Below are 12,773 nucleotides of genomic sequence, written 5' to 3' on the forward strand. Positions count from 1 at the left end.
GCCGCTTCAGGATTGTCATGAAATACGTTTTTGTTCCCGTCGGGCTCGCGGCCCTGATCGCCGCTGCCCCGCACGCCCATGCCCACGGTTTCGCGGGCAATCACCTGTTCATCTCCACCCTGCTGATCGACGACGCGAATGTCGCCGACGAGGCGGCGCTTCCCACGTTCAGCTTCCTGCCGCAGCCCAATGAGTCGGGCCCTGCCGGGGCGGCGTATGGCCTCGGCTTCGAGTGGGACAAGCGGATCACCGAGAACTTCGGCTTTGCGCTGAACTACGGATACGCCTGGCTCACCCGGCCAGGGGACAAGACGGCCAATGGCTGGAACAACCTGGAGATCACGCTGAAGGACAAGATCTTCGTCAACGACAAGCATGAGACGATGATCTCCATCGGCGTGTCCCGGGCCTTCGCCCGCACCGGCGCCAACGGCACGAACGGCGCAGTGCTGGACAACGACGACAGCAGTTCGACGACGCCCACCATCTATTTCGCCAAGGGCTTCGGCGACATCCCGGTGCCGCTGCTGCGACCGCTGGCCCTGACGGGGGAGCTTGGGTACACGATCGCCGACAAGAAGCTGAAGGTCGACCCGGCCACCGGCGCCGAGAACAACGGCATCTCGAACGGCTGGGAGGGCGGGCTGTCGCTGCAATACAGCCTGCGCTACCTGTCGACCCAGGTGAAGGACTATGGGTTCCCCGAGTTCGTCAACCGGCTGACCCCGGTGGTCGAGCTGGCCTGGACGTCGCCGGCCTCGAAACCGAACGACTCTCCGACGACCTATCTGTGGGGAGTGGGGCTGAACTACACGGCGACCGACTATGCCCTGGCAGTGGAGATGCTGGTCCCCGGCAACCGGGCCACGGGGTCGCATCTGGGGGTGATCGCGCAGTTCCATCTCTATTTCGACGATCTGTTCTCCCACTCGCTGGGCAAGCCGATCGTGGATTGGTTCTGAGGCCATGTACCGGTCGTTGATCCTCCTGGTCCTGGCGTGCCTTATGGGTACGCCGGCCTTCACCCCGGCCTACGCGCATGCGTTCCTGGAACGCGCCACGCCCGCCGTCGGGTCCGCTGTGGCCAGCGCGCCGAAATCCCTGATGCTGACCTATACGGAAGAGGTGGAACCGATGTTCTGCCACGTCGCCGTCACCAACGCCGCCGGTGCCGCTGTCACCGGCGGCGCCCCGGTGGCACGGGACGGCGGCCGGACTCTGGTGGTTCCGCTGAAACCGCTGAAGCCGGGGACCTACACGGTGGATTGGCATGTGGTCTCGGTCGATACGCACAAGACGGAGGGCCACTTCACCTTCACCGTCAGTCCCTGAATGCAGGCCGCGATCATCCTGTCGCGCGGCCTGCACCTGGCCGGAATGCTGTCGTTCCTGGGGGTGGCGGCATTCCGGACCCTGGTCCTGCCGGCCGCTTCGGACATCCCGGCGTCCCTGCGCGGACGGGTGGACCGCCTGGGCTGGGTCAGTCTGGTCCTGGCGATCGCAGCCGGCGGCCTCTGGCTGGCGGTCGAAGCGGCCAGCATGGCCGGCGCCGCGTCGGTCTCGGAGACCCTGCGAGCCCTGCCGCTGGTCGCCGAGGCCACGCGTTTCGGCCAGGTGATGATGGCGCGTTTTGCCCTGCTGCTGTTCGGCGGCCTGGCGTTCCGATGGTGGCGCTGGCCGGCGCTGGGGTTCATCGTACTCGCCGCCGCCCTGCAAGGGCTGATGGCCCATGCCGGCGCGGCCGAGGGCGACGGCGCGCCGCTGGTCGCCGAGGCGCTGCACCTTCCCGCCGCCGGCATCTGGTTCGGGTCGTTGCTGCCCTTGTTCCTGTCCGTCGGCAAACTGGCGCCGGCGGATGGTGCGGCGGTGTGCGAGCGGTTCACGCCGATCGGCCTCGCCTGCGTGCTGGTGATCGGCGTGACCGGCACGATCCAGGCGATCACCCTGGTCGGCAGCGTACCGGGCCTTGTCGGCACGCCATACGGGCATATCGTGCTGCTGAAGCTGGGTCTGTTCACCGCCGCGCTCGGACTGGCGCTGCTCAACCGGCTTTGGCTGACCGACCGGCTGGCGGCCGATGGGCGCGCCGGCCCGCTGCGCCTGTCCGTCGCGACCGAGGCGCTGCTGGGCTGCGGCATCGTCCTCGCTGCCGGCTGGCTCGCGAGCGGGATGCCGGCCATCGATCGGAAGCCGGTCAGGCCGGCGTCGTTGTCCTGGTCGATCCCAAGGCGTGGTGATCCAAGCGCTGGTTATGCAAGCGCTGGTTACGGGCCGTTCACTGGTCAGACCGCCCCGGTGGCTGGCATACCAGCGGCTGGCATACCAGCGGTTGGCATATCCACGGACAACTGGTTGATATCGCGCGCGGCGTCATCATGAGACCGATGGCCGCGGCCTTTGGAGGCGGACATGAATACCACTAAGCCCCGGCAATCCTCGCCGATGATCCTGTATGCCGTGATGGGCATGACCCTCGCGGTGCTCCTGATCGGCGCCGGCGCGTTCATGTGGCTGAGCGACAACGGAAGCGGTGGGATCGGCATCGGCGGGCCGTTCACCCTGCAGGATGGCGCCGGCAAGACCGTCACGGACAAGACCTTCCGCGGTAAATACATGCTGGTCTATTTCGGCTATACACACTGTCCCGATGTCTGCCCGACAACCCTGAACGCGGTGGCGGACGCGTTGGACAAGCTTGGTGCGAAAGCGAAGAAGATCGTGCCGTTGTTCATCACGGTCGATCCCGAGCGCGACACCGCCTCCGTGGTGAAGCAGTACGCCGCTGCGTTCGGTCCGGAGTTCGTGGGCCTGACCGGCACGCCCGATGAAATCGCCACGGTCGCGAAGGAGTATCGCGTCTATTACGCGAAACATCCCACCGGGCCGGGGCCTGACGATTACTCGATGGACCATAGCTCGGTCCTGTACCTCATGGACAGCGACGGACGTTTCGTCGCGCCGGTTCGCGCCGATCTTTCCAGCGGGGAGATGGCGTCGAATCTGAGCAAGCTCCTCGGGTAACGTTCATTGCCAAAAAATCATGCCAGTCGGCGTGCTGCTTGGCGATTTTGAGTTCACAAGTCCGTCCCATGCCGTAATCTGTCGTCACACCCATGAAAAGGGTGCCGACGCAGAATAAAAGCCGACCCCTCGATGGGCGGCGTCATAGGGAGACATACATGGGACGATCCGTGACGATTCCACGCCGCCGCGCGCTCAAGCTCGCCGCGGCGGCAACGGCGTTGCCGTTGGTGCATATCCGCACCGCCGGCGCCGCGGGGAAGCTGAACGCAGGGTTCTGGGACCATTGGGTCCCGGGTGCCAACGATATCATGACGAAGCAGATCAACGCGTGGGCCGATAAGAACAAGGTCGAGGTGACGGCTGACTTCATCACCACCACGGGCACCAAGCTGCAATTGACGCCGGCGGCGGAGACCCAGGCCAAGACCGGTCATGACATCATGACATTCATCAGCTGGGACGTGCAGAATTACGCTGACTCGCTCGATCCCGTCGACGACCAGATGAAGCAACTGCAGGCGGCCAACGGCGACGTCAACAAGATCGCGACCTACCTGGCCAACAACAAGGGGCATTGGGTCGCAATCCCCGCCAGCAACGGTACCCAGACCAAGCCGCCCTGCGCTCGGATCAGTTGGTTCAAGGAGCAAGGGCTGGACCTGCAGGCGATGTATCCCACGCATGACGAGCACAATGCGCTGCAGGACGCCTGGACGTGGGAGAATTTCCTGAAATACGCCGAAGCGGCGCAGAAGGGGGGCATGACGTTCTCCATGGGCATGGGCGGCGGCGGCAACACCGACGGCACCGACCTGCATGGCGCGCTGTTCTCGGCCTTCGGCGGCGCCCTGATCGACGCGGAGGGCAAGTCTCAATTGAAATCGGATGGCACGCGCCAGGCGATGGAGTTCGCGCAGCGGCTGGTGAAATTCTATCCGGCCGATGCCGTCAGCTACGACGATGCATCGAACAACCGCGCGTTGATTTCCGGCAAGTCGGCACTGATCTTCAATCCGCCGTCGGCCTGGGCGGTCGCCAAGCGCGACGCCCCCAAAGTCGCCGCCGATTGCTGGACCTTCCCGGCACCGGCCGGGCCGAAGGGACGTTTCGTTCCCACGCAGCAATACTTCTGGGGCGTCTATAATTTCAGTCAGAACAAAAGTGCCGCGAAGGACCTGCTGGTGTACCTGATGCAGCGGGAGAATATCGAGGCACGCGAGATCGCCTGCGACGGCTACGACCTGCCGCCCTATGCGAAGCTGACCGATTTCAAGGTGTGGGAAACCGTCGCTCCGCCGGTGGGGACGGTCTACAATTACCCGCTCCGACAGGCGAGCGGCCAGATTCCGTCGCTCACCGCCTCTGAGGCTTCGCCTGACGTCGCCGTCCAGATCTACAACCGCGCGGTCCACAACCAGATCATGGCACGCTTGAAGGAGGGGCAGACGATCCCGCAGGTGATCTCCTGGGCCGAGGACGAGATCTCCGGCTTTACGCGCTGACCGGCGTCCCGTGACGGGCGCATTGCGGGGATCCGCCGGCGCCCGTCGCGTCCTGGCCCGGCGGTCTCGCCGTGGGCGGTCTCGTCATGGTTCGGCTCGACCGGCCATCCCATACCTTGGGGAAGAAACATAGCCCGGCCGAGCCCGGCCATGACGGCTTCGGGTCAGGTGCTTGAAAGGGCGGGTGCGGACATGCCTGGGCGTGGGCCTGGCTGAAGGCGGCTACCAGTGATGATAGCCCCAGCCGCCGTGCCATCCCCACGGATGATGCCAACCCCAGCCGCCACCCCATCCCCAGCCGCCGCCGACAACCACGGTCGGACCGTAATATGCGGGGCCATAGGCGTAAGGCGCCGGATAGTAGGAGCCGGCCGGATAACCATAGGCATAACTCGGCGCGCTCTGCACCGTATTGCCTTTCGCGTACATGCACTGCGTATACGCGGTGTCATATCGAGCCTGGATGCTGCCGCCGGCTGCCTGGGCGTTGCCCGCGCCGATCGCGGTGCCCGCCAGCAGGCCCGTCGCGCCGCCGATCGCCGCGCCCGCGCCCACCGCACCGCCGACCGAACCAAGCGCCGCGCCGACGCCGGCGCCAAGCGCAGTACCAAGGAGGGCGCTGCCGACCGCGCTGTTGGTGGCAGCCTGGGATGCCGAAGCACCACCTGTCTGCTGCTGTGCGAAGCCGCGGCAAACGGCGTCATCTTGCTGGAACGCCTCGAATGACTTGCCTGCCGGGGGCAGCGCCATCACCGTCGGTCCCTGCGGCGGGGCAACGGCGCAGGCGCTCAATGCCAGGACGGAGACCAGTCCGATAGCGGGGACCGCGCGGTTCATCGAAATGCTCCCTGAACTCCGGCGTAGGATACCGTGCTGACACAGATATTGGTTTCCCCGCCGTGGCTTGATGTAACATATTGTGAACGTAATTGAAACTGTCCGCGAGACCACCCCGATCAGCCGGTGCCCCCCTTGGTGCCCCCCTTGGTGACCCCTTCGGCAGCCCCCTGGGCAACCCCTTCGGCAACCTCCTGGGCAACCCACATCCGGAACAGCGTCATGTCGAGGTTGCCCCCGCTGGCGATCAGGGCGACCCGCTTGCCGCGCATCTGTTCCCGTTCGGCGATCAGGGCCGCGAGGGGGGCGGCGCCGGCGCCCTCGATCAGGTTGTGCGTGTCGGTCCAATAGGCGCGGATGGCTGCGGCGATGGCGTCGTCGGGGACCGTGGCGATCCGCTCGCAGCCGGCCAGGATGATGCGCAGGGCGTCCGGGTCGGGCTGGCGCACGGCGATGCCGTCCGCCCGGGTCTCGGCCCGGTTGCCGGGCACCACCGTGCGGGCGGCGAAGGACCGGGCATAGGCATCCGCGCCGGTGCTCTGCACGCCGATCACCCGTGTCTTCAGGCCGAGCAGGTCGCGGGCCAGGATCGTCCCGCAGATCCCCGACCCGAGGCCGATCGGCACGTACACCGCGTCCAGGTCGGGCACTGTCCGGAACAGTTCAAGCGCATAGGTCGCGACACCCCGCATCAGCGGTGGCGCGAAAGACGGGACGAAGGTCAGTCCCTCGGCTGCGGCAAGCCGATCGGCTTCCTCGCGCGCTTCCTCGAAATCCGCGCCGTGTTCAATCAGCCGCGCGCCAAAGGCGGTCATCGCGGCGTTCTTCTCGGTGCTGTTCCCGAAGGGGACGACGATGGTGACCGGGATGCCGAAGCGCTGCCCGGCCCAGGCGAGCGACTGGCCGTGATTGCCCCGCGTCGCAGAGATCAATCCGCGCCCGGCGGTTCCGTCGCGGGTCAGGCGATCGGCGTACACGACCCCGCCGCGCACCTTGAAGGCGCCGGTCGGCAAATGGTTCTCATGCTTGACGAATACCTCGGCGCCGGTGCGCCGCGCGAGCAGCGGCCAGGCAAGGGCCGGAGACGGCCCAAGATGCGCATGCACCAGGATGGCCGCGTCTTCCAAGTCATGGAGGGAGAACATGAACGCCTAGCCTGTTGTTCTGGCCTTGGCGGACGCGGCATTGCTGCCGCGGCCGCAATCACACGCGGCCTGTGGCCGGGGCCAGGCGAAACCCAGGCCGGACCGGTGGTCAGGCCAGCTTAAGGTTCGTCGCCGCCGCCTTCCCACGCTCCATGGCGACTTCGTAGCTGACCTTCTGGCCGTCATTCAGCCCCTTCAGCCCAGCCGCCTGTACCGCCGTGATATGCACGAAGACATCCTTGCCGCCGTCTTGGGGCATGATGAAGCCGTAACCCTTCGTTGCGTTGAACCATTTTACCGTTCCGACGGCCATGGTCTCAGTCCTCCTGATAGTGACGGGCAAGGGCGGAGGCCGTTGCCCGCTTCGCCAAGCTAGTCCGCCGGTCAGACCGGGCGCAGATTCGTCGCGGCGGCTTTCCCCCGTTCCATCGCGACCTCGAAACTGACGACTTGTCCTTCATTCAGGCCACGCAGGCCGGCTGCCTGCACTGCCGTAATGTGAACGAACACATCCTTGCCGCCATCTTCCGGCATGATGAATCCGTAGCCTTTGGTGGTGTTGAACCACTTGACCGTCCCGGTAGCCATAACTGGTCGTCTCCGTACTGGCACCGTGTAAAATGACGCGATGCGGCAATCGGGCCGTTGGACCGTCCGGGGGCCGTGTCGGGGACATCCCGGACATTGGAGCCAAAGGGCGACTGCACCTAATAGTTGGCACAGAATCCCTAGGGGCTGTCAATCACAGTCAAGATAGTCCATAAGGGCCGATTACCCACCCGGTAGCGGCCGATTCATGGCAAGATTGTGGCGAGCCTCTTGGCGCGCATCCATGCCGAGGGCGGCGGGTTGCCGAAACGGTAGGGCCGGAACGGCCCCATCCGGAGCGGCGCCAGCACCAGCAACATCGCCCGCTTGGGGCTGAACGCGCGACGGACCGATTGCCGCAGCCAGCGGTGGCCCTCTCGCCGCTCGCCGTGACGGATGCGCTCGCGGCCGATGATCCAGGCGGCCTCTGCCTCTGCCTTCCGACGCAGCACATCCAGCATCGTCCCCCCGAACCGCCCCCTCAGTTCGGGATTGGCATGGATGGTGCGCAAAACCGCCTCGGCCTGCTGGGGGGCGGTCGCCAGGCGGCGATAGGCGCTGTCCTCCCGCTCCCGCGCGAAAAGAACGGGGGAACGACGGCGGAGGGAGACAAACTCCCCCAATGTCGCCAGGCGGGTCCAGTATTCCCAGTCCTCGCCGAACGACAGGTCAGGATGGAACAGGCCGGCGGCCTCGATCGCCTCCCGGCAGATCAGCAACTGGCCACCGTTGACGAACAGGTTGCGGACCAGCAACCGCTCCAGCAGGCAGCCGGAGCGGGGTGGGGCGATGCGCCGGCAACGGCCGCAAGGCTGGACGAAGGCATGGCCACCCGCGGCCGCGACCGCCCAGGGCGCTGCCTGCAGGGCGTCGCGGAGCCGGGCCAGCGCGTCCGTGCTGAGCCAGTCATCCGAGTCGAGGAACAGGAACGCCTCCGCCCGCCATTTGCCGGTGCGGCCGAGCGCGACCCGGATTCCGTGGTTGCGGGCGGCGGAGACGCCGGCGTTGGGCTGGCGGACAAGGCAAATGCGCGAATCCGCCTCCGCGGCGACGACAGCGGCCAGGTCGTCGGCGGAGCCGTCATCGACGACGATGGCGGACCAGTCCGCCTCCGTCTGGGCGCGCAGCGACGCCAGGCAGGCCGGTAACCACGCCGCGGCGTTGAAGGCGGGGATGACGACGGCGATATGCACAAGGCTCACCGAATGCTGATGCGGCAGCCTAGGACCGGACCGGTAAACGAGGGGTTAACGTTTTTGTGTAAGCCAGGCTTGGCCGTCAGGCATTCAGGTTCTCCCGCAGGGTGGTCCCGGCGTATCGGGTCCTCACCAGCCCGCGCCGCTGCAGTTCCGGAACGACCAGCTCGACGAAATCGCGCAGCATCCCGGGTGCGGCGAAGCTTTTCGACAGGATGATCCCGCCGTTCCGGCCGCCGGCGTCGTGCAGTTCCTCGAACCGGTCGGCGATCTGTTTCGCATCCCCGACGATATGGGACGCGCGTTCGCCGATGAAGCGGCGGCCCATCTCGGCGACCGTGGTCTGCGGCGGTTCGGTGTCGATGATCTCCAGGAAGCTGCCCCAATGGACCTGTTCCTTGCGCACCAGTTCCGCCGCGTCGGCCAGCCGCATCTCACCGGGGATGCGGGAAAAGTCGACGCCGAAATGAAACGACAATTCGATCAGCCCGGCCTCGGGCGGCACCTGGTCGAGGAAGCGTTTCTCCTTTTCCCGTGCCTCCGCCTCCGTGTGTCCGGTTTGCACGCGGGTCAGCCACAGGCAACCCAGGTCGCGCGGATCGCGCCCGTGCTGGACCAGCAGCTTGTCGAGGGTCGCGCGATGCTCCGCCATGCTCTTCAGGCCGCGGCGGGCGACGAACTGCAGGTCGGCATAGCGGGCGGCGAGGTCCATTCCGTCGGGCGACTGCCCGGCCTGGATGATGATCGGCCGGCCCTGCGGCGAGGGGATCACCGGCAAGGGCCCTCGGACGTTGAAGTATTTGCCGCGATGATTCAGCAGATGGACCTTCGACGGGTCGGCGAAGACGCCGTTGTCCCGATCCAGCTTGATCGCATCGGCCTCCACGCTGGCCCACAGGTCGGTGACGACCTTTACGTGTTCCCGCGCCCGGTCATAGCGGTCCGATGCGGGCGGCATCGTGTCGAAACCCCAGTTGGCGGCTTCGTTCTTATAGGCCGAGGTCACCGCGTTCCACCCGACGCGCCCGCCGGTGACGTGGTCCAATGAAGCGAACAGCCGCGCGACGTGGAACGGGTGGTGATAGGTGGTGGACATGGTCGTGCCGAAGCCCAGATGCCGCGTCGCCCGTGCCATGACGGGGATCATCGGCATCATGTCGTGCTTCGGCCAGCGTATCCCCAGCCGTACCGCCGCATCGAAGTTGCCGCCATAGATCTCGGGCGTTTCCGCCGCGTCGCCGAAGAACAGCATGTCGAACAGGCCGCGTTCGGCGATGCGGGCGATGTCCTCATAGAAGTCGGGACCGTAGTATTGATATCCGACCCATGATCCTTTCGTACGCCACAGGTGGTCGGTGTGGATGAACGAGACATCGGCGGCGAGATGCAGCGTTTCCGACTGGGCCATGGGTCATCATCCTTCCGGGCGGCGGTTCGGCCCGCCCGCGCCGGCATAGCGGCTGGCAGGGCGGGGAAGGCCAAGGTTTTCCCGTAGCGTCGTGCCTTCGTATTCGGTGCGGAACAGGCCACGGTTCTGCAGTTCCGGAATGACCAGGCGGCAGAAATCATCCAGCCCGCTCGGCAGCACCGGAGGCTGCACCAGGAAGCCGTCGACGGCGCGGGCCTGGAACCACGTCTCCATCTCGTCGGCGATCTGCACCGCCGTGCCCTTCACCGTGCGTTGGCCCCGGGCGCCGGCATAGCGCTGATACATCTGGCGCAGGGTCAGGCCTTCGCGCTCCATCGTGTTGACGACCAGGATCGCATCGGAGCGGCCGCTGTTCAGCGCGGCCTCCCGTACCGGCGGGCTCAATGGCTCGTCTTCGCCGACCGAGGACAGGTCCACGTCGCCCAGGGCGTTGCTCAACAGGGCCCGCCCGACGTCGGGGTGTATCAACGATTGCAGGTACCGGTGTTTCTCCTCGGCCTCCGCGGCGGTGTCGCCTACCACGGGGTTCAGCCCCGGCATCAGCTTGATGTGGTCCGGCGCCCGCCCATACTTCGCCGCTCGGCCTTTCAGGTCGCGGTAGAATTCCTGCGCCATCGGGATCGAATGCAGCGGAGTGAAAACGATTTCCGCCTGCCGTGCCGCCATCTCACGTGCAGCGTCCGAAATGCCGGCCTGCGCGAACACCGGATAGCCTTGCGGCGGACGCGCCGTGTTCAGCGGTCCCCTGACGGTGAAATACCGGCCCTTGTGGTCCAGCGTATGCAGCTTCGCGGGATCGAAATAAACCGCGGTCGCCCGGTCGCGGACGAAGGCATCGTCGTCGTAGCTGTCCAGCAGCCCCTTGACGACATCGCTGAATTCCTGTGCGCGCTCATAACGGTAGTCGGCGTCGGGATGACCGTTCAGACCGTAGTTCAGCGCCTCCAGCGGGTTGGACGACGTCACGACGTTCCAGCCGGCCCGGCCGTTGCTCATGTGGTCCAGGGACGCCAGGCGGCGCGCCAGCGTGTAGGGTTCGTTGTAGCTGGTGGTCGCGGTGGCGACCAAGCCGATATGCCGCGTCAGCCCGGCGATGCCCGCCATCAGCGTGAACGGGTCGAAGAACGCCATGTATTGCGGCCAGCGCTTCAGCGCCTGCAGGTCGCCGCCGCGCACCGCCGCCGAATCAGCCAGGAACATCAGGTCGAACTTCGCCGCTTCGGCCATCTGCGCCAATTCCACGTAGTGCCGGAAATTCGTCCCGGCATCGATCTGGGACGCCGGATGCAGCCAGGATGCGACGTGGTTGCCGGTCGGATGGAAGAACGCCCCCAGGCGCATCTTGTCGCGGCGAGGTTCCGTCATGCTTGTCACTCCGTCAGGCGGATACGCAATACGCGGTCGATCAGGACGGCGATGGCGGCGGCAACCAGCATCACCAGCGTGGCGACGGCCGCGATCATGGGGTCGATGCGGCTTTCCATGTAGGCGAAGGCGATCACCGGCAGCGTGGAGGTCTGCGCCGTGGTCAGGAACATCGACAGCGGCAGGTTCACGAACGACAGCACCGCCGACAGCACGAACCCGGCCGTCACGCTGGGCCGCAGCAGCGGCAGCGTCACATGCCACAGCACCTGCCACCGACGGGCGCCGAGGTCGCGGGCCGCCTCCTCCAGGGCGAGGTCGAACGCCGCGAAGCCCGACAGCGACAGCCGCAGCGCGATCGGCAGCACGAACACCGCATGCGCGGCCACCAGAACCGGCAGGCCGAGCGAGAGATGCAGGGCGCCGACGATCTGCAGGATGGCCAGGCCGACGACCAGTTCGGGGACCAGCAGCGGCCCCATCAGCGTCGTGGTGATCGCGTCCCGTCCGGGGATGCGGCCTCCGGCCAGCCCCCAGGCCGCCAGGAACCCGGCAACCGTGGCGATCGAGGCCGCCAGCACCGCCAGCTCCACGCTGGTCCAGGCGGAGGACAAGAATTCAGGGTGCTCCGCCAAAGCGGCATACCAGTGCAGCGTCGCCCCTTCGAACGGCGAAGGGAAGCTGGTGGCGGCGTTGAAGCTGTCGAACACGACGAAGCCGGCCGGCGCGAGAATGAACGCCAGGACGAGCGCCAGCCAGGCATAGGCGGCGGCGCGGGCCATCGATCCCCCCGTCATCGCCGCAGCCGCCGCGAGAGGCCGGTGGTCAGCAGCAGGATCAGCCCCGCCATCGCCACCAGCAGCACGACCGAGACCGCCGCCGCCATCTGCCCGTCATACGTCGCCAGCACGAACTGCGCGACCAGCGTGGTCAGCGTCAGGTCCGACGGGCCGCCGAGGTAATGCGGTGCGATGAAACTGCTCATGGACAGCGACAGCGCGATCACCGCGGCGGACAGCACGCCGGGCAGGCTCAGCGGCAGGATCACCTGGACGAAGCGCTGCCAGGCGCCGGCACCCAGGCTGCTGGCCGCCTCCAGCAGCGGGGCGGGGATGTTGCGCAGCACGGAGGCCAGCGACAGCACGACGAACGGCAGCACGAAATGGACGATGCCGATGACGATCCCGGTCTCCGACCCCAGCAGGCCGAAGCGCGGGATCAAGTCCCATCGCGCCAGCGGGGCGAAGACCGGGCCACCGTCGGACAGCAGGATCATCCACCCGAGCACGACGACCAGGGGGCCGGACAGGATCGGCAGGGTCATCGCCAGCGTGATGGCGCCGGCGACCCGCGCCGCAACGGCGCGCAGGGCGAGGGCGGTGGGATAGCCGATCAGCAGCGCGACGACCGTCGCCTCGATGGCGATGCGGAACGTGCGCAGCGCGACCCGCCGGTAATACGGCTTGGCCAGCAGATAGGCGTAGTTGCCGAGACCATGGCCCTGGAAATGCACCAGGTTGTTGGGCGTCAGGCTCAGCCACACCATCGCGCAGAGCGGCACCGCCAGGAACGCGATCAGCAGCAGCCCCGCCGGCAGCAGCAGAAGCGAAGCAAGGTTCCAGGGCGCGGCTCGTCGGCTGGGGCGTGGCGCCGGTCCGGCGGTCAGCGGACCTTCCATTCCGGCACG

At 66.7% G+C, this 12,773-nt stretch carries 14 protein-coding genes; 5 read left to right on the top strand and 9 right to left on the bottom strand.

The annotated features are described in order from the left end of the window. Nucleotides 1-17 precede the first annotated feature (17 nt). The 5 genes from VHB27_RS09895 to VHB27_RS09915 all read left to right on the top strand — a co-directional run bounded on the left by VHB27_RS09895 (nucleotide 18) and on the right by VHB27_RS09915 (nucleotide 4,526). On the top strand, nucleotides 18-962 hold the full coding sequence (locus VHB27_RS09895; protein WP_325599790.1) for a hypothetical protein: 945 nt from the start codon (nucleotides 18-20) through the stop codon (nucleotides 960-962). A 16-nt stretch (nucleotides 963-978) separates the two neighbouring features. Next, nucleotides 979-1,332 carry a copper homeostasis periplasmic binding protein CopC gene (gene copC, locus VHB27_RS09900; protein ID WP_325599792.1) on the top strand — a complete coding sequence of 118 codons (354 nt, stop codon included), beginning with the start codon at nucleotides 979-981 and terminating at the stop codon, nucleotides 1,330-1,332. After that, on the top strand, nucleotides 1,333-2,379 hold the full coding sequence (locus VHB27_RS09905) for a CopD family protein (protein WP_325599794.1): 1,047 nt from the start codon (nucleotides 1,333-1,335) through the stop codon (nucleotides 2,377-2,379). It abuts the gene before it with no gap. A 30-nt stretch (nucleotides 2,380-2,409) separates the two neighbouring features. Further along, nucleotides 2,410-3,021, top strand: a complete 612-nt coding sequence (locus VHB27_RS09910; protein ID WP_325599796.1) for an SCO family protein — start codon at nucleotides 2,410-2,412, stop codon at nucleotides 3,019-3,021. A 158-nt stretch (nucleotides 3,022-3,179) separates the two neighbouring features. Next, the gene (locus VHB27_RS09915) at nucleotides 3,180-4,526 is read left to right on the top strand and encodes an ABC transporter substrate-binding protein (RefSeq protein ID WP_325599798.1); all 1,347 of its coding nucleotides are present in this window, start codon (nucleotides 3,180-3,182) and stop codon (nucleotides 4,524-4,526) included. A 222-nt stretch (nucleotides 4,527-4,748) separates the two neighbouring features. On the opposite strand, the gene VHB27_RS09920 is transcribed toward VHB27_RS09915, so the two are convergent. From VHB27_RS09920 to VHB27_RS09960, 9 genes are all read right to left on the bottom strand, one after another. Continuing rightward, nucleotides 4,749-5,363 carry a glycine zipper family protein gene (locus VHB27_RS09920; protein ID WP_325599800.1) on the bottom strand — a complete coding sequence of 205 codons (615 nt, stop codon included), beginning with the start codon at nucleotides 5,361-5,363 and terminating at the stop codon, nucleotides 4,749-4,751. Nucleotides 5,364-5,482: 119 nt separating this feature from the next. After that, complete coding sequence (locus VHB27_RS09925; protein WP_325599802.1) at nucleotides 5,483-6,508, bottom strand: threonine dehydratase; 1,026 nt, start codon at nucleotides 6,506-6,508, stop codon at nucleotides 5,483-5,485. Nucleotides 6,509-6,617: 109 nt separating this feature from the next. Then, complete coding sequence (locus VHB27_RS09930) at nucleotides 6,618-6,821, bottom strand: cold-shock protein (RefSeq protein ID WP_104522754.1); 204 nt, start codon at nucleotides 6,819-6,821, stop codon at nucleotides 6,618-6,620. A 71-nt stretch (nucleotides 6,822-6,892) separates the two neighbouring features. After that, nucleotides 6,893-7,096 (bottom strand): cold-shock protein, encoded by a 204-nt coding sequence (locus tag VHB27_RS09935; protein WP_325599807.1) that lies wholly within the window; start codon nucleotides 7,094-7,096, stop codon nucleotides 6,893-6,895. Between the two features lie 206 nt (nucleotides 7,097-7,302). After that, nucleotides 7,303-8,298, bottom strand: coding sequence for a glycosyltransferase family 2 protein (locus VHB27_RS09940; protein WP_325599809.1), 996 nt, complete (start codon nucleotides 8,296-8,298; stop codon nucleotides 7,303-7,305). Nucleotides 8,299-8,374: 76 nt separating this feature from the next. Then, a complete protein-coding gene (locus tag VHB27_RS09945) occupies nucleotides 8,375-9,700 on the bottom strand; it encodes an NtaA/DmoA family FMN-dependent monooxygenase (RefSeq protein WP_325599811.1) in 1,326 nt (441 codons plus the stop codon). Nucleotides 9,701-9,706: 6 nt separating this feature from the next. Beyond that, nucleotides 9,707-11,086, bottom strand: coding sequence for an LLM class flavin-dependent oxidoreductase (locus VHB27_RS09950; RefSeq protein WP_325599813.1), 1,380 nt, complete (start codon nucleotides 11,084-11,086; stop codon nucleotides 9,707-9,709). 5 nt (nucleotides 11,087-11,091) lie between these two features. Beyond that, nucleotides 11,092-11,868, bottom strand: coding sequence for an ABC transporter permease (locus VHB27_RS09955; protein WP_325599815.1), 777 nt, complete (start codon nucleotides 11,866-11,868; stop codon nucleotides 11,092-11,094). Between the two features lie 11 nt (nucleotides 11,869-11,879). Next, nucleotides 11,880-12,773, bottom strand: an 894-nt coding sequence (locus VHB27_RS09960; RefSeq protein ID WP_325599817.1) for an ABC transporter permease, incomplete at its 5' end; no start/stop codon positions are given.

Source organism: Rhodopila sp., assembly GCF_035548235.1.
Lineage (GTDB): Bacteria > Pseudomonadota > Alphaproteobacteria > Acetobacterales > Acetobacteraceae > Rhodopila.